Source organism: Pseudomonas sp. OTU5201 (assembly GCF_038440135.1).
GTDB lineage: Bacteria > Pseudomonadota > Gammaproteobacteria > Pseudomonadales > Pseudomonadaceae > Metapseudomonas > Metapseudomonas resinovorans.
Genome location: NZ_JASATC010000004.1, coordinates 80132 through 100075, shown reverse-complemented (window position 1 = coordinate 100075; position 19944 = coordinate 80132). Strand labels below are relative to the sequence as shown.

Annotated in this window: 21 protein-coding genes; all 21 read right to left on the bottom strand. The window is 63.7% G+C overall.

The window, feature by feature from the left end:
- Nucleotides 1-102 precede the first annotated feature (102 nt).
- The gene (gene flhB, locus AAHM40_RS03935; protein ID WP_342243496.1) at nt 103-1239 is read right to left on the bottom strand and encodes a flagellar biosynthesis protein FlhB; all 1137 of its coding nucleotides are present in this window, start codon (nt 1237-1239) and stop codon (nt 103-105) included.
- A gap of 81 nt (nt 1240-1320) precedes the next feature.
- Complete coding sequence (fliR, locus tag AAHM40_RS03930; RefSeq protein WP_274802908.1) at nt 1321-2097, bottom strand: flagellar biosynthetic protein FliR; 777 nt, start codon at nt 2095-2097, stop codon at nt 1321-1323.
- Between the two features lie 2 nt (nt 2098-2099).
- Nucleotides 2100-2369, bottom strand: a complete 270-nt coding sequence (gene fliQ / locus AAHM40_RS03925) for a flagellar biosynthesis protein FliQ (protein ID WP_077521921.1) — start codon at nt 2367-2369, stop codon at nt 2100-2102.
- 10 nt (nt 2370-2379) lie between these two features.
- A complete protein-coding gene (gene fliP, locus AAHM40_RS03920; protein ID WP_342243495.1) occupies nt 2380-3135 on the bottom strand; it encodes a flagellar type III secretion system pore protein FliP in 756 nt (251 codons plus the stop codon).
- Nucleotides 3135-3575, bottom strand: a complete 441-nt coding sequence (gene fliO, locus AAHM40_RS03915; protein ID WP_342243494.1) for a flagellar biosynthetic protein FliO — start codon at nt 3573-3575, stop codon at nt 3135-3137. The genes fliP and fliO overlap by 1 nt, the downstream gene beginning before the upstream one ends.
- Nucleotides 3576-3579: 4 nt before the next feature.
- The gene (fliN, locus tag AAHM40_RS03910) at nt 3580-4035 is read right to left on the bottom strand and encodes a flagellar motor switch protein FliN (protein ID WP_446731532.1); all 456 of its coding nucleotides are present in this window, start codon (nt 4033-4035) and stop codon (nt 3580-3582) included.
- 54 nt (nt 4036-4089) lie between these two features.
- On the bottom strand, nt 4090-5061 hold the full coding sequence (gene fliM / locus AAHM40_RS03905) for a flagellar motor switch protein FliM (RefSeq protein WP_028626555.1): 972 nt from the start codon (nt 5059-5061) through the stop codon (nt 4090-4092).
- Between the two features lie 13 nt (nt 5062-5074).
- Complete coding sequence (gene fliL / locus AAHM40_RS03900) at nt 5075-5593, bottom strand: flagellar basal body-associated protein FliL (RefSeq protein ID WP_342243493.1); 519 nt, start codon at nt 5591-5593, stop codon at nt 5075-5077.
- A 189-nt stretch (nt 5594-5782) separates the two neighbouring features.
- Complete coding sequence (locus tag AAHM40_RS03895) at nt 5783-7066, bottom strand: flagellar hook-length control protein FliK (RefSeq protein WP_342243492.1); 1284 nt, start codon at nt 7064-7066, stop codon at nt 5783-5785.
- An 84-nt stretch (nt 7067-7150) separates the two neighbouring features.
- Nucleotides 7151-7504: an Hpt domain-containing protein gene (locus tag AAHM40_RS03890; protein ID WP_342243491.1), complete on the bottom strand. Its 354-nt coding sequence runs from the start codon at nt 7502-7504 to the stop codon at nt 7151-7153.
- Between the two features lie 32 nt (nt 7505-7536).
- Nucleotides 7537-9231, bottom strand: coding sequence for an ATP-binding SpoIIE family protein phosphatase (locus AAHM40_RS03885; protein WP_342243490.1), 1695 nt, complete (start codon nt 9229-9231; stop codon nt 7537-7539).
- Nucleotides 9232-9242: 11 nt separating this feature from the next.
- Nucleotides 9243-9548 (bottom strand): STAS domain-containing protein, encoded by a 306-nt coding sequence (locus tag AAHM40_RS03880; protein ID WP_028626550.1) that lies wholly within the window; start codon nt 9546-9548, stop codon nt 9243-9245.
- Nucleotides 9549-9704: 156 nt separating this feature from the next.
- Nucleotides 9705-10154 carry a flagellar export protein FliJ gene (gene fliJ / locus AAHM40_RS03875; RefSeq protein WP_342243489.1) on the bottom strand — a complete coding sequence of 150 codons (450 nt, stop codon included), beginning with the start codon at nt 10152-10154 and terminating at the stop codon, nt 9705-9707.
- Nucleotides 10155-10160: 6 nt separating this feature from the next.
- The gene (gene fliI, locus AAHM40_RS03870; RefSeq protein ID WP_028626548.1) at nt 10161-11513 is read right to left on the bottom strand and encodes a flagellar protein export ATPase FliI; all 1353 of its coding nucleotides are present in this window, start codon (nt 11511-11513) and stop codon (nt 10161-10163) included.
- Complete coding sequence (fliH, locus tag AAHM40_RS03865; RefSeq protein WP_342243488.1) at nt 11503-12297, bottom strand: flagellar assembly protein FliH; 795 nt, start codon at nt 12295-12297, stop codon at nt 11503-11505. The genes fliI and fliH overlap by 11 nt, the downstream gene beginning before the upstream one ends.
- A gap of 10 nt (nt 12298-12307) precedes the next feature.
- On the bottom strand, nt 12308-13324 hold the full coding sequence (fliG, locus tag AAHM40_RS03860; protein WP_028626546.1) for a flagellar motor switch protein FliG: 1017 nt from the start codon (nt 13322-13324) through the stop codon (nt 12308-12310).
- Nucleotides 13317-15095 (bottom strand): flagellar basal-body MS-ring/collar protein FliF, encoded by a 1779-nt coding sequence (gene fliF / locus AAHM40_RS03855; protein WP_342243487.1) that lies wholly within the window; start codon nt 15093-15095, stop codon nt 13317-13319. The genes fliG and fliF overlap by 8 nt, the downstream gene beginning before the upstream one ends.
- Before the next feature lie 14 nt (nt 15096-15109).
- Entirely contained in the window at nt 15110-15442 is a 333-nt protein-coding gene (fliE, locus tag AAHM40_RS03850) for a flagellar hook-basal body complex protein FliE (protein WP_028626544.1), read from the bottom strand.
- 216 nt (nt 15443-15658) lie between these two features.
- Nucleotides 15659-17074, bottom strand: a complete 1416-nt coding sequence (gene fleR / locus AAHM40_RS03845) for a sigma-54-dependent response regulator transcription factor FleR (protein WP_342243486.1) — start codon at nt 17072-17074, stop codon at nt 15659-15661.
- 6 nt (nt 17075-17080) lie between these two features.
- Nucleotides 17081-18286 carry a sensor histidine kinase gene (locus AAHM40_RS03840; protein ID WP_342243485.1) on the bottom strand — a complete coding sequence of 402 codons (1206 nt, stop codon included), beginning with the start codon at nt 18284-18286 and terminating at the stop codon, nt 17081-17083.
- Between the two features lie 110 nt (nt 18287-18396).
- Nucleotides 18397-19869, bottom strand: coding sequence for a sigma-54 dependent transcriptional regulator (locus AAHM40_RS03835; RefSeq protein ID WP_342243484.1), 1473 nt, complete (start codon nt 19867-19869; stop codon nt 18397-18399).
- Nucleotides 19870-19944 lie beyond the last annotated feature (75 nt).

Sequence of the window (19944 nt, the reverse complement as noted above, 5' to 3'; positions counted from 1 at the left end):
CTAAGGGTGGCCAAGCCACCCCATTCGATCCCAGGGCAGACCTGCGGTCTGCTCCGCGAATGAATTCGCCCCCACAGAAAGGCAGAGCTGCTTCCGCGAGGATTACTCGTCGCGCCGCAAATCCGGCGGAATCGGCAGGTTGTTCAGTGGCGCCGGGCGTTTGCCGCGGCCGGCGCGGAACTGCTTGAGCTGATAGACGTAGGCCAGCACCTGGGCCACGGCCAGGTAGAGGCCGGCGGGGATTTCCTGATCCAGCTCGGTGGAGTAGTAGACCGCCCGCGCCAGGGCCGGGGACTCCAGCACCATCACCTGGCGCTCCTGGGCGATCTCGCGGATCTTCAACGCAGTGAAATCATTGCCCTTGGCCAGCAACACCGGCGCGCCACCCTTTTCGGCGTCGTACTTCAGGGCCACGGCGAAATGGGTCGGGTTGGTGATGACCACGTCCGCCTGCGGCACGGCAGCCATCATTCGGCGCTCAGCCATTTCCCGCTGCAGGCGACGGATGCGCGACTTGACCTCAGGCTTGCCCTCGGTGTCCTTGTACTCGTCGCGCACCTCCTGCTTGGTCATCATCAACTTCTGCTTGTTGTCCCAGAGCTGGAACGGCACGTCCACGGCAGCGATCAGGATCAGGCCACAGGCCAGCCAAACCGCGCTCCAGCCCACCACCCGGACGCTGTGAAGGATGGCCATGTCCAGGGGTTCATGGGCGATAGCCAGGAGATCGTCGCGGTCTGAGCTGAGCACGGCCAGCGCCACCAGCAGGATCAGCACGAACTTGGCCAGCGCCTTGAGCAGCTCAGCCAGCGCGTGCAGGGAGAACATCCGCTTGAGCCCGGACAGCGGATTCATCCGGCTGAACTTGGGCATCAGGGCTTCGGTGGAGAACAGCCAACCGCCGAGGGAAATAGGGCCGGCAATGGACACCACAAGCAGGGTGATCAACAACGGCAGCAAGGCATCCAGCGCCATCTTCCCGGACATCAGCAACCAGATACCCATGCTGCGCTCATCCATCAGCACCGCTCGCGGCAGGTCGAAGTTGGACTGCATCAGCTTCATCAGCATGTCTGCCAGCCCCCCGCCGCTGGCCAGCAGGCCACCCGCCCCGGCCAGGGTCACAGCGAGGGTATTGAGCTCACGGGAGCGGGCGATCTGGCCCTTGTCGCGGGCCTCCTGCAACCGTTTCCCTGTGGGTTCCTCGCTCTTGTCCGCCCCGCTCTCACTCTCCGCCATGGAAAACTACCTGCGTTGCCAATGCTGCGCTGAGGACGGCCTCAACATGCTCATGTACCGTCGAAAACCGGGATGACGTGTTCATCGCGCCCTCGCCAGCTCGCGCATGAGTTGCAGGGCGTCGCTGGCCAGGACCTGGTACTGGGTGAGGATGTCGGCCAGGCCGATCCAGACGATCACCAGCCCCAGCGCCAGGGTCAGGGGGAAACCAATGGAGAAGATGTTCAGTTGCGGTGCCGCGCGGGTCATCACGCCGAAGGCCAGGTTCACCACCAGCAGCGCGGTGACCGCCGGCAAGGACAACAGCAGGCCCGCCCCCATGACCCAGCCGAGTTTGCCGGCGACTTCCCAGTGATGGTTGGTCAGCAATCCGCCGCCCACCGGCAGGGTGACGAAGCTTTCGGCCAGTATCTCGAAGACCACCAGGTGGCCGTTCATGGACAGGAACAGCAAGGTCACCAGCATCAGGTAGAACTGGCCGAGCACCGGCACCGAAACGCCATTGGTGGGATCGACCATGGACGCGAAGCCCAGGCCCATCTGCATGGAAATGATCTGACCAGCCACCACGAACGCGTGAAAGAACAGTTGCAGCACGAAGCCGAGCAAGGCGCCGACCAGTATCTGCTCGCCAATCAGCAGGATGTTGCCCAGGTTGATGGCGTCCACCTGCGGCATCGGCGGCAGCGTTGGCACCAGCACCACGGCAATGGCCAGCGCGAGGTACAGGCGGACCCTCGTCGGCACCAGTTGGGTACCGATGATCGGCATGGTCATCAGCAGCGCGGCGATGCGGAACAGCGGGAGCAGGAAGCTGCCGACCCAGCCACCGATCTGTGCGTCGCTGAGTTCGAGCATGGTCAGCCGATCAACATCGGGATGTTCTGATAGAGCGTCTGGATGTACTCCATCAGTTGGCGGGTCAGCCAGGGGCCGGCCCAGATCAGGGTGAGCAGCATCACCAACAGGCGCGGCAGGAAGCTCAGGGTCTGCTCGTTGATCTGGGTGGCCGCCTGGAACATGGCGACGATGAGACCCACTACCAGGCTCGGAACCACCAGGATGGCGACGATCAGACAGGTCAGCCAGAGCGCCTCACGGAACAGGTCGACCGCAACTTCAGGGGTCATCGCGAGCCTCCTATACGCCGCCGAAACTGCCGGCAAGGGTGCCAATGATCAATGCCCAGCCATCCACCAGGACGAAGAGCATGATCTTGAACGGCAGGGAGATGATCAGCGGCGAGAGCATCATCATGCCCATCGCCATGAGCACGCTGGCCACCACCAGGTCGATGATCAGGAACGGGATGAAGATCATGAAGCCGATCTGGAACGCCGTCTTCAGCTCGGAGGTGACGAAGGCCGGGACCAGGATGGTCAGCGGCGCCTCATCCGCGCTGGCGATGTCGGTGCGCTTGGACAGGCGCATGAACAGGTCCAGGTCGCTGGCGCGCGTCTGCGCCAACATGAAGTTCTTGATCGGCACTTCCGCCTTGGCCACTGCGTCCTGCGCCGTCATCTGCTCGTTGAGGTAGGGCTGCAGGGCATCGCGATTCACCTGATCGAACACTGGCGCCATGATGAACATGGTCAGGAACAGCGCCAGGCCGACGAGGATCTGGTTCGACGGCGTCTGCTGCAGGCCCAGCGCCTGGCGCAGGATGGAGAAGACAATGATGATCCGCGTGAAGCTGGTCATCAGCATGACGAACGCCGGGATGAAACTCAGCGCCGTCATGATCAGCAGGATCTGTAGGCTTACCGAGTATTCCTGCTGGCCTTCCGGATTGGTGGACAGCGTAATGGCGGGCACTGACAAGGGGTTGTCGGCGCCCAGGGCCAGGGGCGCGGCCAGCACCAGCAGCAGCGCGATGAGAAAGCGGTGCAGGGGCATCAATGCTTGTCCTTGCCGAGCAGTTCCATCAGACGTTGGGCGAATTCCGGGCTGGCGACTTCGGCTTCAGCCAGGGGCACAGGCTCCTTCAGCACATGCAGCGGCGTGATACGCCCGGCGCTGAGGCCCAGCAGAATCTGTTCTCCCCCCACCTGGACCAGCACCAGCCGATCTCGCGGGCCCAGCGCCTGGCTGGCCACCAACTTGATCACCTGGCCGCCACGCGGCCCGAGTTGCTGTACCCGGCGCAGCAGCCAGGCGAGCAGGAAGATCAGCCCCACCACCAGCAACAGGCCGAGCGCCAGTTGCCCGAGCTGGGCGGCCATGCCAGTACCGGCCTGGGCCGCAGCGGCGGCGGGCGCCGGAGCAGTCGCAGCGGTTTCGGCGGCGAAACCGGTCATGGGGAAGCAGAACAGCCCCGCGAGAAGAAAACGGCGCATGGTTTCAGCGCAGCTTCTTGATGCGTTCGCTCGGGCTGATCACGTCAGTCAGCCGGATGCCGAACTTCTCGTTGACCACCACCACTTCGCCATGGGCGATCAGGGTGCCGTTGACCAGCACGTCCAGCGGCTCGCCAGCCAGACGGTCAAGCTCGATCACCGAGCCCTGGTTGAGCTGCAGCAGGTTGCGGATGGTGATATCGGTGTTGCCCACTTCCATGGAAATAGACACCGGGATATCCAGGATCACGTCCAGGTTGGGGCCGTCCAGGCTCACCGGACCGTTGGCCTTGGGTGCGCTGCCGAACTCCTCCATGGGGGCACGCGGCGAACTGGGGGCGCTGCCGCCACCCTGGTTCATCAGCGCGTCGATATCGTCCTGGGACGCGTCACCGGCTTCGGCCAGGGCGGCAGCCCATTCGTCGGCCAAGGCCTGCTCTTCGGGAGTGGTAGTGTCCATGTCGTTTGCCATCGCTTGACCTCGGCTGGCTCTGAATTCGTGGGTAGCGCGCAATCAGCGCTGGCGTTCGATCGGTTCGAGGATCTGCAGCGACAGGTTGCCCTTGTGCGACCCCAGCTTGGCCTTGAAGGCCGGCACGCCATTGGCGCGCATGATCATGTGTTCGGGCAGCTCCACCGGAATCACGTCGCCCGGCTGCATGTGCAGGATGTCCCGCAGCTTGAGCTGGCGACGCACCACGGTGGCACCCACCGGCACGCTGACGTCGAGGATGTCTTCGCGCAGGGCCTTGATCCAGCGTTCGTCCTGGTCATCGACATCGGACTGGAAGCCGGCGTCGAGCATCTCCCGGATCGGCTCGATCATCGAATAGGGCATGGTGATGTGCAGGTCGCCACCGCCGCCGTCCAGTTCGATATGGAAGGTGGAAACCACCACCACCTCACTCGGGCTGACGATATTGGCCAAGGCCGGGTTCACTTCCGAGTTGATGTACTCGAAGTTCACGTCCATCACGGCGTGCCAGGCTTCGGCCAGGTCGACGAAGGCCTGGTCCAGCACCATGCGGACCACGCGCAGCTCGGTTGGGGTGAACTCGCGCCCTTCGATCTTGGCGTGGCGACCGTCGCCGCCAAAGAAGTTGTCCACCAGCTTGAACACCAGCTTGGCGTCGAGGATGAACAGCGAAGTGCCGCGCAGTGGCTTCATCTTCACCAGGTTGAGGCTGGTGGGCACGTAGAGCGAATGCACGTACTCGCCGAACTTCATCACTTGCACGCCCCCCACCGCCACGTCGGCCGAGCGACGCAACAGGTTGAACATGCTGATGCGGGTGTAACGGGCGAAGCGCTCGTTGATCATTTCCAGGGTCGGCATGCGACCCCGGACGATACGGTCCTGGCTGGTCAGGTCATAGCTTTTGACACTGGTCGGGTCGGCATCGGTTTCGGTTTCAACCAGGCCGTCGTCAACGCCATGCAACAGCGCGTCGATTTCGTCCTGGGACAGCAGGTCTTGAACAGCCATGGTTGTACCTTGCCTACTGCAATACGAAGTTGGTGAAGAGCACTTGTTCGACGGTCACCGCGCCAGTTTCCTGCGTGGCCAGCTCCTGTACGGTGGCGGTGGCCTGCTGGCGCAGCATCTCCTTGCCCACCGGCGTGGCCAGGGTTTCGAAGTTCTGGCTGGAGAACAGCATGACCAGCTTGTTGCGCAGCACCGGCATATGCACCTTGAGGGCATCCAGCTGGGCCTGGTCGCGGGTCATTAGCGCAACGCTCACCTGCATGTATCGCTGGCGACCGTTCTGGTTGAAGTTGACCACGAAAGCGGGGGCCAGCTCCTGGTAGATGGCTGGCTGTTTGGTCGGCGCACTGGTGGCTTCTTCTTTGGCCGGTTCGGCACCTCTATCGCCACGACTGAGGAAGAACCAGGTACCGCCCACCGACAGGCCGATTGCCAGCAACAGCGCAACCACGCCCAGAATGATGAGCTTCAGCTTGCTCTTACCGCCTGCTGCACCGCCCTCTGCCGGGGCCTTCGCTTCTTTCTTCGCCATGCCAATAATCCGTCGCCGAACGGGGCAAGCCCGCCTTTTCCTGGGGAATGAGCAAGTGTTATGCCAGCTCGCCAGCCAATCGGCAGCTCAGGCAATTGCTTTCAGGGCTGCGGATATACCAGTGTCGGGGGGCGGCTGTCACGGGGTTCCCTCTCCCCCTGAAGAGGAGAGGGGCCGGGGGAGAGGGCGTCAGGCGTAGAAATCCACCAATCCCCGTCCACCACTTGTCGAGGCCGGGCGGATCTCGCTGTGGCTCACGGAGATGTCTTCGTCACTGCCCCCACCGAAGTCGGCACGGCCGCCGGCAGATCGGCGCTCGCCGTCACCGCCCTGCCCTTGCCAGCCACGGTTCAGGGATTGGTCGGAAACGTTCACGTCGAGCTGGTTCATGCCCTGCTGGGCGAACAGGTCACGCAGGCGGTGCATCTGCCCTTCCAGGGCATCGCGAACGTTGGCGTTGGGGCTGGCGAAGGTCACCTGGGTCTGGTCCTGGGTCATGTTCACCCGTACTTCGAGACGGCCCAACTCTTGAGGATCGAGCTGGATCTCGGCGGACTTGAGGTTCTGGCTGGACAACCACATGACCCGATCCACCACCGCTTCGCTCCAGCCCCCCTGCTGCATGGCCACCGGTTGTCCCGGCACCAGGACCGGCGCGCGCTGGGCCTGGGCAGTCTGCTGGCTGATGGCCTGGCTCAAGGCATTGAGGCGGTTGGCGAGCAGTTCGTTACGCACCTCACCCTTGTTCTCGCCTAGCCTATCGGCCAGCTCAACCGAGAGCTCGGAGGATGACAGCGCCTTGTCCAGCTCGCCCTCACCGGCTTCCAGCGGTTCATCGGCGAAGGCTGCCAGGGCACTGGCGAAGTCCTGATCCGCGCCAGGCGCGGCCTGAGCCGCGTTCTGCACCTGCTGGGCTGCTGCCTGGGCCGCCTGGGCACCCTGGTCCAGGGCCATCTTCACCGGCGGCAAGCCGTTGAGCTGATCGAGGTCCGGGTCGAGGGCGGTTTCGCTCAGGGTGGCAGGCGCCGAGCTGTTCACTGACGGCGCAACGGGCAGGGCCGACAGCGCCTCGGCGGCGCCATCCGCCTCGACCGCTGCGGCATCGGCGGGCAGTTGGCCAGTCATTCCCATGAGCAGCAGCGGGTCCATCACGGGCTCTTCGGGAGCCTCCTTGGTGTCGCCTTCTTCGGCCGGCAAAGGCTTGCCGCTATCGGCAACAACCGGCTGGCTGGCGGCAGGGTCGGTCGCAGGCTTGTCCTGGATTGCCGCCTCATCCGACTTGGCGCTGGCCTGTTTGGCCGCCGCTTCATTGCGCTCAGCGGCCTTGGCCTGACGTTCTTTCGCGTACATCTGGGCGAAGCTGGAAGCCTCGCCCTTACTGGTTTCCGCCGGTTTTTCCGGGGCTTTTGCGGCCGGTGCTTTCGGCTTCACCTCAGGCCTGGCCTGAAGAAGCAGATCGGGGGCAACGGGCATGGGCACTCTCCGCTCGGGTTGGTTCGTGCCAAGAGAATTGCAAAGGATGGGCCAACACGCTGGTCGATGGCTGGGGGGCACCGATCAGTCGGCCAGACCGCGACGTTCTTCCTGCAGCAGGTCGCGGACGATGAAGAACTCCTGCTCGATCTGCAGGATGACGGCGGATGCATCGGTAAGCTGATCACGCCGGGCGATGTCTTCCAGTTGCTTGCACAGCCCCGCCAGCAGGGGAGCGCCCATGTTGCTGCAACTACCCTTGAAGCTATGGGCCGCCAGGCGCAGGGCCTGGCTGTCTTGCACAGTATTCGCCTGCTGGATCTGCCGCAGGCGCTCCGCTGAGTCCGCCAGGAAGGTATCCAGCAGCACTGGAAACTCGTCCTCCATGACTTCCCGCAGGGAAGACAGCACAGAATGGTCGAGATGGATATTGGACAAACCCGTCACTCCCTGTACTGAACGTCAGAAAATTATGCCCGAATGGGCCAACGGAACTCCACGTGTATGCCCTTGCCGTCTTCGGCGGGCTCGCAACGTGCCGTCAGCTGACTGATCAGGGTGAGGCCCCGACCACAGAGGCTGTCCATCGACGGCTGCTGAGCCAGGACCGCGCCCACGTCGAAGCCCTTGCCGCTGTCTTCGACATGGATCAGCAACCGCCCTCCCCGGCCTTCCGGGACCAGTTGCAGATGAAAACGCACGTAGCCTTCCTCCAGCCCGGCCAGGCGCTCGCTGCGCTCCCGATAGTAGCGGGCGAAACCTTCGGCGTTACGCTTGAGCGAGGAATCCAACCCCAGCACGCCGTGCTCCAGGGCGTTGGAGTAAAGCTCGGCGAGCACCGTATAGAGGGCGCCCCCCTGATCGCGCAGCCCCTGGACCTCCAACAGCAGTTGCAACAGGAAAGGCAGCGGATTGAAGCGTTTCAACGTCTGGGCACGGAATTCGAAGGACGCGGACCAGTCCAGGGGGCTGGCCTGGCCACTGTCAGTGAAGGCCAGTTTGGCACGCTCGGTGGACTCTTCGAGCATGCGCACCTCGATCATGCTCACATCGTCCTGGGCATGGCCGCGAAAGGCGCTCAGGGCCAGCTGGATCTCGTCGAACAGACGACTGCCGTCACCGCTGGCGTCGAGCACGGCGCGCAACCGCTCGTCGCCAAAGGTTTCTTCATTGTCATTGCGGGTTTCCAGCACACCGTCGGACACCAGGAGGATGCGGTCACCCGTCTCGATGGGGTAGGACTCGAAATGCGCGTTGAAGCTGCCCTGGTCGAGCACCCCCAACGGTAGGTGGCGCGACACCAGCGGCACCAGCTCGCCGTTGCCGGCGCGCCGCAGGTAGCCATCGGGCAGGCCGCCATTCCACACCTCGACCAAGTGTCGCTGGAAGCTCAAGTTGAGGAATGTGGCGCAGCAGAACACCCCCACCGGCAGGATGCGTTTCAGCTTGGCGTTCATCTCGCGCAGGATGTCGGCCATGGCATAGCCCTTGGCGGTCATGCCGTAGAACACTTCGGCCAGGGGCATGGCACCGATGGCCGCCGGCAGGCCATGGCCGGTGAAGTCGCCGAGCAGCACGTGCATGCCACCTGAGGGTTTGTAGGCCGCCAACAGCAGGTCACCATTGAACAAAGCGTAAGGCGATTGCAGGTAACGAATGTTCGGGGCGCTCAGGCAACCGGAATGCGCCACCTTGTCGAAAACCGCCTTGGCCACCCGCTGTTCGGTCACCAGGTGCTCATTGTGGCGAGCGATCAGGTCGCGCTGCTGCAGCACGGTGTCCTGCAGGCGACGCAGTCGGTCCAAGGCCTTGATCTTGGCTTCGAGGATGACCCGGTTATAGGGCTTGGCAAGGAAGTCATCGCCGCCCGCCTCCAGGCAGCGCACCAGCGCTTCGTTTTCCGTCAATGAGGTGAGGAAGATGATCGGCACCAGGGCTTCGCCCGCCAGTTGCTTGATCTGGCGGGCAGCCTCGAAGCCGTCCATCACCGGCATCAGGGCATCCATCAACACCAGTTGCGGCTGTTCCTGCTGGAACAGCGCCACGGCCTCACGACCGTTGGCGGCGGTCAGAGCGCGATGTCCTTGGCGGTTGACGATGGTGGACAGCAGCAGCCTGTCCGCCGCGTTGTCCTCGGCAATCAGGATCGTCAGCGGCGACGGCATGGCAGCAGGCCTCAGGCGATCTGGAACAATTGTTCGAAGTTGGAGATGGCGAGGATCTTGCGGACGTCGGGGTTGCAGTTGGCGAGGCGAATCTGCGCCCGCTCGCCACCGGCGTGATCACGCAAAAGGAGCAGCATGCCGAGTGCGGAGCTGTCGAGGTAGGTGGTGCCCTTGAGGTCCACGACGTAGCGCTTGGGGGTGAAGTTGACGCGCTCGTAGGCGTCGCGGAATTCCTGGTGGGCGCCGAAATCGAATCGTCCCTGGATGGTGATGGTCAGCTCCTGCCCATCGTCTGAGGGCATCGAGGTGATGGCCATGCAAAGCTCCTTGTTCAAGTTCGGAATACGCGTGGTGAAGATTTAGCACCCACCTTGAGGCAGGGCAACTGGAAAGCGGCGCCTTGGAAGAATTTATGGTTCTGAGATGACGCGTTGAAGTACGCATCGATATGGGGTTGATGGGTTTTGCTGGCTCTACTCTTCATGTCGGGCCGGCAAGCGTTGTACCAGCTCGTCCAGCAGTTTCTGCTCGCGCTTGTCTTCCGCCGCACGGGCTTCATCCAGATAGCGTTGCACCAGCTTGCGCAGGCCTTCCAGGCGAGCATAGCGCTGTTGCCACGCAGCACGCGCCTTGTCGAGGTTGTCGCGGTGCCATTTGAGGCTCTGCATCTGCTGGCCGATTGCAGACTCGAGCTGAGACAGGAAGCGCTGGTAGTTCATGAGCCATTGGCCGGAAACGCCGCGTCGGCCTTCCTCGATCCACTGCTGCTGGTAGTCGGAGCGGTAGCGTTCCAGTTCACCCAGCTTCATCTCGGCCTGGGTCACCTGGCCCTGGCAACGACCCAGCATGCGTGCCGCTTCGCGCTCGGCACGTTCGGCCATTTCGACGACCGGCGCCAACCGCGCCGCACGACTGCGGGACATGCGCTATCAGCCCTGGATGCCCAGGGAGGCAGCCAGCCGCTGGGCGCTCTGGGCGAGGCTCTCGCTCTCGTCGAGCCCCTGGCGCAGGAAGGCGCTCATGGTTGGCTGGCGGGCAATGGCCAGATCGGTGTCAGGATCGCCGCCGGCAACATAGGCGCCCACACTGATCAGGTCGCGGCTTTGTTGGTAGCGCGACCAGAGCTGCTTGAAGCGTTGCGCCATTTTCATGTGCTCCGGGCTGACCACCTGAGGCATTACCCGGCTAATGGACGCCTCGATGTCGATGGCCGGGTAATGACCTTCCTCGGCCAGCCGGCGGGAGAGCACGAAGTGACCGTCGAGCACCCCACGCGCGGAGTCGGCGATGGGGTCCTGCTGGTCGTCGCCTTCGGAAAGGACCGTGTAGAAGGCGGTAATGGAACCTCCGCCCTGCTCTGCATTACCGGCCCGTTCCACCAGCTTCGGCAGTTTTGCGAACACCGATGGCGGATAGCCTTTGGTCGCCGGCGGTTCGCCGATGGCCAGGGCGATCTCGCGCTGGGCCTGGGCGAAGCGGGTCAGGGAATCCATCAGCAGCAAGACATTCTTGCCCTTGTCGCGGAAGTATTCGGCGATGCGCGTGCAATACATGGCCGCACGCAGTCGCATCAGCGGCGCGTCGTCCGCCGGAGACGCCACCACGACGGAACGCTTGAGGCCTTCCTCGCCAAGGATGTGCTCGATGAATTCCTTCACCTCGCGGCCCCGCTCGCCGATCAGGCCCACGACGATGATTTCCGCCTCGGTGAAGCGGGTCATCATGCCGAGCAGCACGCTCTTGCCCACGCCGGTACCGGCGAACAGGCCGAGGCGCTGGCCGCGGCCGACCGTAAGCAGGGAGTTGATGGAGCGGATTCCGACGTCCAGGGGTTCGCTGATGGGGTGGCGCTTCAGCGGATTGATGGTGGGACCATCCATCGGCACCCAGTCCTCGGCCCTCATGCCGCCCTTACCGTCCAAGGCGCGGCCGGCGCCATCCAGTACACGGCCCAGCATGGACATGCCCATGGGCAGGCGACCGGTATCCGGCAGCGGCACCACGCGGGCGCCAGGCGCGATACCGGAGAGGCTGCCCACCGGCATCAGGTAGATCTTGCTGCCGGAAAAGCCCATTACCTCGGCCTCCACCTGCACGGGGTGGTAGCTGTCATCGTTGATCACCAGGCAACGACTGCCCACCGGCGCACGCAAGCCTTCGGCCTCCAGGGTGAGTCCCACCATGCGCAGCAGGCGGCCTTCCACCAGGGGTTGCGAGGGCAGATCGATCACATCGTTGTAACCCGCCAGACGCTTGGCGAAGCTGGCGCGCTCAATACGCATGGTCGAGGCTGTCCGGGGAGTCCAGGTCCATGACCAGGTCGGCTGATGGCGGATGGACCTTCTGTTCGCGCTGCTGCTCGAAGAGCTGCTTCATGGCCTGGCTCAAGCGCGTTTCGATGCTGGCGTCGATGCGCGAATGCTCGGTCTCGACCCGGCAACCGCCCGGTTCCAGCGATTCGTCTTCGAGGATGCGCCAGGTTTCTTCATGCCGCTCACGCAGGGCCTTCACCTGCTCGAAGTCCTGCGGATTGATGTGGATGCGCAGGTTGCTGGCGCCCATGGGCAGCAACTTCAGGGCCTCACGCAGGACATGGCGAATCTGGCTGGAATCCACGCGCAGCTCGCGCTGGATCACCTGGCGGGTGATCAGGCTGGTGAGATGCACCAGGGATTCCTCGATCTGCCGGTCCTGCTCGGCGATAGGGTCGAGCAACTGAACCATCAGGGTTTCGAGTTGCGCGAGCCGGGCATTCACAGCGACCTCGGCCTCCTGCCGGGCCTTGAGCTGGCCGGCATGAAAACCGTCGCGCTCACCGGTGGCAAAGCCTTCGTTGTAGGCGTCCTGGCGGATGGCCTCGAGCTCGTCCAGCGTCAGCGGCTTGACGTCTTCGACCGGCACTTCCTCGATCTGCGGTTCCGGCTCGGGCTCGGGCGCCGCAGTCATCGGCTCTTCTGGTACTGCGGGCTCGGGAGCGTCCGGGTCGAAGCTGGGCAACGACCAGCGATCAAAGACGTTGACGTCCTTGGCGCGGATCAGCTCGCTTGCCTGTTCCTTGCTGGCCATGGTCGCCGCCTCAGATCATTTCTTCGCCGCCCTTGCCACCGAGGACGATTTCCCCGGCTTCGGCCATTCGGCGGGCGATGGTAAGGATTTCCTTCTGCGCCGATTCAACGTCGCTGACGCGGACCGGGCCCTTGGCCTCCAGGTCGTCGCGTAGCAGTTCGGCGGCACGTTTGGACATGTTCTTGAAGACCTTTTCCTTGATGGCTTCATCCGAGCCCTTGAGGGCCAGCACCAGCACGTCGGAAGAAACCTCGCGCAGCAGTGCCTGGATACCGCGGTCGTCGACATCGGCCAGGTTGTCGAAGACAAACATCAGGTCTTCGATCTGGGTCGAGAGGTCTTCGTCCACTTCGCGGATGGAGTCCATCAGTTGGCCTTCGACCGAGCTGTCGAGGAAGTTCATGATGTCCGCCGCGCGCTTCACGCCGCCCATGGTGGTGCGTGTGGTGCTGGCATTGCCGGCGAACTGCTTCTCGAGGATCAGGTTCAGCTCCTTGAGTGCCGAAGGTTGCACGGTGTTCAGCGACGACACGCGCAGGACGATATCCAGGCGCACCTTGTGGTCGAAATGGCTGAGCACTTCGGCGGCCTGGTCCGGGTCCAGGTAGGCGACGACGATGGCCTGGATCTGCGGGTGTTCGTAGCGGATCACGTCAGCCACGGCACGCGGCTCCATCCACTTCAGGCTGTCCAGGCCGCTGGTGCTACCGCCCAGCAGGATGCGGTCGATCAGGTTGTTGGCCTTGTCCTCACCCAGGGCCTGGGTGAGCATCTTGCGGATGTAGCCGTCGGCGCCGACGCCCAGGCTGGTCTGGTCGCCGACGATCTCGACGAACTCGCTCATCACCTGCTCCACCTGCTCACGGTGGATGTTGCGCATCTGGGCCATGGCGACGCCAACCCGCTGCACTTCCTTCGGCCCCATGTGGCGGAGCACCTGGGCAGCGTCAGTCTCGCCCAGGGACAGCAGCAGAATGGCGGCCTTGTCGACCTTGTTCAGCTTGGCGGGGGCGCGATTATCACTCATCGGCGTTGATCCATTCTTTGACTACCAGGGCCACGCGGCCAGGATCTTCGGCCACCAGGTTCTTGATGGCATTGAGCTGCGCATCATACCCGTCGCTCGGGCTGGGCAGGAGGATGCTTTGCGGTCCGCCGAGGCTGACGCGGTCATCCGACAGCTCGCCGGACAGTCCCATCTCGCCCAGGTCGACATCGCCGTTACGGCCGCCGTCAAGATCCTTGCCCTTGCCGCCGCTGATGTTGTTCAGCACCGGACGCAGCACGCCGAATACCAGCACCAGGATGAACAGCACACCCAGCACCTGCTTCACCACATCCCAGAACCAGGGCTGGGTGTAGAACGGAATGTCGATGACTTCTTCGGCTCCGTCGGCGATGAACGCGGTGTTGATCACGCTGACACTGTCACCCCGGCTGGCGTCGTAACCTACCGAGTCCTGCACCAGACGGGTGAAGCGGGTGATCTCGTCGGCAGTCCAGGGCACTCGGGTGGTTTCGCCGGTTTGCGGGTCGACCTTGATCTGGTCGTCCAGCACCACCGCTACGGAAAGCCGGCGCAGGCGGCCCTGCTGCTGCTTGGTGTAGCTGATGGAGCGGTCCAGCTCGAAATTGCGCGTGGTCTGATCGCGCTTGTCGGTGGGATACGGCGCGAGCATCGGCTTGCCAGTGGTCGGGTCGATGATCTGCTGACCGTTGTCATCCAGTAGCGGCTGGCCGGGCTGCACGCCGGCGGCTGCGGCGCCCGTGGCCTGCTGCGGCGCGGCTCCGGGTGCCGGGGGCTGGTTCGACAGCGCGCCAGGGACGCCCTGCGGACCGCCATTGTTCTGCCGCTCTTCAGCAAGCTTCTGCTCGCTGCGCAGGGCTGGCTGGTCCGGGTTGAACATCTCGGAGGTGGATTCGACGGCGCTGAAGTCGACGTCGGCGGAGACCTCCGCCTTGTAACGACCGCTGCCCAGCACAGGTTGCAGGATGCTGTGCACGCGCTGGGTGTAAAGGGTTTCCATGCGACGGGTGTAGTCGAACTGCTTGCCGGCCATGGTCAGCTCGGACAGCTCCTGCTGGTCGGACAGCAAGTTGCCCTTCTGGTCGACGACGGTGACCTGGGACTTCTCCAGTTCCGGCACGCTGGTCGCCACCAGGTTGACGATCGCCATCACCTGGCTCGGCTCCAGACCGCGGCCGGGATAGAGCTCAACCAGTACGGAGGCCGTGGGTTTGCGTTCGTCACGCACGAACACCGAGCTCTTCGGAATGGCCAGGTGTACGCGCGCACCCTTGACGTTGTTCAGGCTGGAGATGGTGCGCGCCAGCTCGCCTTCCAGGCCGCGGCGGTAGCGGGTGGCTTCCATGAACTGGCTGGTGCCGAGCCCCTGCTCCTTGTCGAGAATCTCGAAGCCGACGGTGTTGTCGCTGGGCGCCACGCCGGCGGCAGCAAGTTTCATGCGGGCACGGGCGAGGTCGTCGGCCTTCACCAGCAGGGCGCCAGAGTTGGGCTCGATCTTGTAGGGGATGTCGGCGGCGCCCAGGGCTTCGACCACCTGGTTGGCATCCATTCCCGAAAGGCTGCCGTACAACGGGCGATAGTCCGGCTGCTGCGACCAGAGCACCACGGCAAAACCGATGGCGACACTGGCGGCCAGGCCGACCAGCAGGCCGACCTGACGCAGCATGCTCATCTGCGAGAGGTTATCCAGGAAAGACAGGCCGAAAAGCGGCTTCTTCTCTTCCGGTGCATCTGCCTTGGCGGGGACCTTTGCAACAGCTGCTTCAGCCATTTTTCAATCCGTCCTCAAACCGGCATCTGCATGATGTCTTGGTAGGCCTGGACCAGCTTGTTCCGCACTTGGGTCATGGCCTCGAAGGAAACGCTGGCCTTTTGCGACGCGATCATGACGTCGGTGAGGTCAACGCCCTTCTGCCCGACCTCGAACGCGGTGGCCATTTCCGTGGAGACCTTCTGGGTATCCGCGACCTTGTTGACCGCCTGGCCGAGCATGTCGGCAAAACTCGGCGCACCGGCCTCCGGCGCTGCCACGGGGGCAGGCTTGGCGCGGGCCATCGCGTCCATCTGCATGGAGCGCATTTCCAACATCAAGCGATTGAATTCAACACCCTGGCTCATCACATTCCTCCAACTGCCGCGATTTTTTGACGCTACGCGGTCCGATGAAGGGGTATCTGCAACAAGGGTGCCAAAAGCTCAGGAACGGGTGTTACGGGGAAGGTTGCGAACTTGTAGGAGCGAGCTCTGCTCGCGAAAAATCGCGCTCGGGCCGTTCGCGAGCAGAGCTCGCTCCTACGAAAGGTTTTGCCGGGACTGGCCCTTCCGCCTCAGGTTTCAGCTGGCGTAGAGGTACGCGTCGATGTCCATGCCCGCATCGCGCATCTGCGCGAGCTTGTAGCGCAGGGTGCGTGGGCTGATGCCCAGGCGCTCGGCGGCTTCCTTGCGACGGCCGCGCTCGGAACGCAGGGTGTCGATGATCATCTGGAACTCATGGCGGCGCAGGTCATCCCCCAGGGCGCTGGGCGCTTCGGCGGGCGCGGCAGCCACCGGCAAGGGCACCACGGGCGCAGAAACAGTGACCAGAGCGACTGCCGGCGCGGCGGGCACAATAGCCATGCCGATGGGGGCGGTCAGGCACAGGTCATGAGGCTGGACCAATCCACCCTGCTGCAGGATCAACGCGCGCTGCACGGCGTTGTCCAACTCGCGCACGTTGCCCGGCCAAGCGTGAGCCAGCAGCGCTGCCCGGGCTTCGCTGGAGAAGCGCACGGCGGAGTGATTCATTTTTTTGACGTGTTTGGCCAGCAGACGCTCGGCCAGCGGCAGGATGTCCGCCGGACGCTCCCGCAGCGGGCGCCAAGCAAGGGGGAACACGGAAAGACGGTAGTAAAGGTCTTCCCGGAAACGCCCCGCCGCCACTTCGCCAGCGAGGTCACGGTTAGTGGTGGCGAGCACGCGGATATCCAGGTTGATCGGCCGGCGCGCGCCCACTCGTTCCACCTCACGCTCCTGCAACACGCGCAGCAACTTGGCCTGCAGGCCCAGCGGCATTTCGGAAATTTCATCAAGCAGGATGGTGCCGCCGTCCGCCAGTTCGAATTTGCCCGGCGCGCTGGCGATGGCACCGGTGAAGGCGCCCTTCTCATGACCGAACAGGGTGGCTTCCAGCATGTTGTCCGGAATGGCAGCGCAGTTGATGGCAATGAAGGGACCGTTGGCCCGGGTGGACTGCTGGTGGATGTACTGCGCCAGTACCTCCTTGCCGGTACCGGACTCACCCGAGATCAGCACAGTGGAATCGCTACGTGCCACGCGCGCGGCCAGTTCGAGCAACTGGCGGCTGGCTGGCTCCAGGGCTACGGGGCCATCGCTGATGGCCTGACTCACACGCCCCAAGGCATGCCGCGCCACAAGATCCAACAGAGTATTGGGTTCAAAGGGTTTCACCAGGTAATCGGCGGCGCCCTGGCGCATGGCATCCACCGCGCGCTCCACGGCGCCGAAGGCGGTCATCAGCAACACCGGCAACTGCGGGTAGCGCTGACGGACGATGGCCAGAAGTTGGTGGCCGTCCATGCCGGGCATGTTGACGTCGCTGACCATCAGACCGAAGGACTCCTCACCCAGCGCCACCAGGGCAGCCTCGGCGCAGTCCACCGCACGGTAGTCGTAGCCGCCGATCAGCAAGGTGTCCGCCAGGGCTTCACGCAGGGCGCGGTCGTCTTCGACCAGCAGAATTTTGGCAGTCATCGTCCTTTACTCCTGAAAAACCGAATGTGCCGCGGGAATCAGCGGCAGGACCAGGGTGGCGCAAGTACCGCGGCCGGGACGCGAGCGCAGCCGCAGCTCGCCCTGGTGGGCACGCGCCACCGCCTTGACCACGGCCAGCCCGAGTCCGGTGCCGGTGGTCTTGGTGGTGAAGAAGGGTTCGCCCAGACGCGCCAGGGTGGCGGCGTCGATACCGGGGCCGTTGTCACTGATGGTCAGGTGCAGATCGCCACCGCGCCGATAGAGGTGCACCTTGAGCAGCAGGTCACGGCCGGCGGCCTGATTGGCGTTCTCGATCAGGTTGAGCATCGCACCAACCAAGGTGTCGCGATTACACAGCAGTTCGCCCTCGGCGAGATCGCACTGCCAGCGCACTTCCTTGCCTTGCACATGGGACTCGGCCGATGCGCGCAGGGCGGAGAACAGCGCCGACGGCGCCAGGCGGTCCGGCAGCGGCAGCTCGCCACGGGCGAACACCAGCATGTCGCGCACCTGATGCTCCAGTTCATGCAGCCGCTCCTTGAGGCGACCGGCAAAACGCTGCTGCTGATCCGTTGGCAGCACCTGCTGGGTCAGGTGGCTGGCATAGAGCAAGGCCGCGGACAGCGGCGTGCGGATCTGGTGAGCCAGGGACGCAACCATTCGACCCAGGGCAGAAAGACGTTCGTGGCGGGAAAGCTGATCCTGCAGGCGACGGGTTTCCGTCAGGTCGGTGAGCAGAACCAGTTGGCCGGGCTCGGCATTCAGGGAGCGGGTGGCGATGGAGACACGGCGTCCATCCTTGAGGGAGATTTCATGGCCATCGTCTTCGCGCGGGGCGAAGTTACGCGCGATCACTTCGCGCCAGAGCATGCCCACCAGGGGTTGGCCGAGCAGGTTGCGCGCCACGGGATTGGCTTCGCGCACCACGCCCTGCCCGTCGATCACGATGACGCCGCCGGGCAGCAGGTCCAACAGGCTCTGCAGGCGATTGGCGAGCCGTTCCTTCTCCGCCAGCTCCTGCATGCGCTGGGCACTGACCAGGGCCAACTGGCCCTTCAGCTCGGTGACCCGCGCTTCCAACAGGCTGTAGGACTCGCTGAGCTGGGTCGACATCTGGTTGAACAGCGCAAAGGCTTGTTCAAGACCCGCGCGACTGGCTTGTTCGACGGGGGCGGCTTCCGGATTCTGTGCGGGCGTAACGGCGTGGCTCATGCTCTTCTCTCGCTCCATCGACCGTCAGCAGACGGTCGGTCGAGTGAGATATAGCAATACCCGTGCCTAAAATTTAGTCCTTTAAAAACAACAACTTGGAAAAAGCGGAATTATTCTTCCGCCAATTCCTCGTCGCGACGGCTCATGCCGTACTTGCGCATCTTCTCCACCAGCGTGGTACGGCGGATGCGCAGACGCTCGGCGGCACGGGCCACGACCCCGGAGGCGTCGTCCAGTGCTTGCTGGATCAGGCCCTGCTCCAGGTTGCCGAGGTAGTCCTTGAGATCCAGGCCCTCGGGCGGCAGCAGCGCCGGCGAAGCGATGCCCGGCAGGCCGGCACCGATGGCCGATCGCTCTTCGATCTCTTCGCGCAGGCTGGCCTTGAGCTGTTCGTCCTCATCGTCGACGTGGCGGAACTTCTTCGGCAACTCGCTGACGCCGATGACGCCGTAGGGATGCATGATCGCCATGCGCTCCACCAGGTTGGCCAGTTCACGGACGTTGCCCGGCCAGTCGTGGTTGCACAGCGACATGATGGCGGCGGAATTGAAGCGGATGGAGCCGCGCTTCTCGTGCTCCATCCGCGAGATGAGTTCGTTGATCAGCAGCGGGATGTCTTCCACGCGCTCACGCAACGGCGCCATTTCGATGGGGAAAACATTGAGGCGGTAATAAAGGTCTTCGCGGAAGCTGCCCGCCTCGATCATCTGTTCGAGGTTCTTGTGGGTGGCCGCGATGATGCGCACATCGACGTTCTGCGTCTTGTTGCTGCCAACCCGCTCGAAGGTGCGTTCCTGCAGCACACGCAACAACTTGACCTGCATCGGCAGCGGCATGTCGCCGATCTCGTCGAGGAACAGGGTGCCGCCGTTGGCCAACTCGAAGCGCCCTGCCCGGCTGGTGATGGCGCCGGTGAAAGCGCCCTTCTCGTGGCCGAAGAGTTCACTTTCCAGCAGCTCTGCCGGAATGGCGCCGCAGTTGACCGGTACAAACGGTGCTTCGCGACGCTTGGAATGGTAGTGAAGGTTACGCGCCACCACTTCCTTGCCGGTACCGGACTCGCCCAGGATCAGCACGCTGGCGTCAGTGTCGGCCACCTGCTGCATCATCTGGCGAACCTGCTGAATGGCACGACTGGTGCCCACCAGGCTACGGAACAGGTTGGGCTCGCGTTGGCGGCCACGCTCGCGGGCATGGTCGTACATTTCGCGGTAGACCTGAGCACGATGCAGGGAGTCGAGCAGCTTGTTGTAGCTGGGCGGCATCTCCAGGTTGGTCAGCAGGCGACGGCGGAGGTCTTCCGGCCAGTCGGCCTGGACCTGGTCGCCGATCAGCAGGACCGGCAGGAACTCATCCCAGGCCAGCAATTGCTTGATCAGCTCGAGGGCACCGCCCTTGGCACCCACCTCACCCAGCATGACGCACAAGACGTCGCGGCTGGAATTCAGGGGTCCCGTCACGTCGCGCCAGTCATCGCTGCCGCAGTCCAGGTACTCTTCACCGAGGAAATTCAGGATCACCGCGAAGTCGCGGCGGCGATCGCTATTGTCGTCGATCAGCAGAATCTTGGTTTCACGCCACATTGTCTGGTTCTTGCTTTTAGGGCTTAACGCCGTTTTCCACGGCGCATGGGCAGACGGTGCATCCCGGGAGGAGGA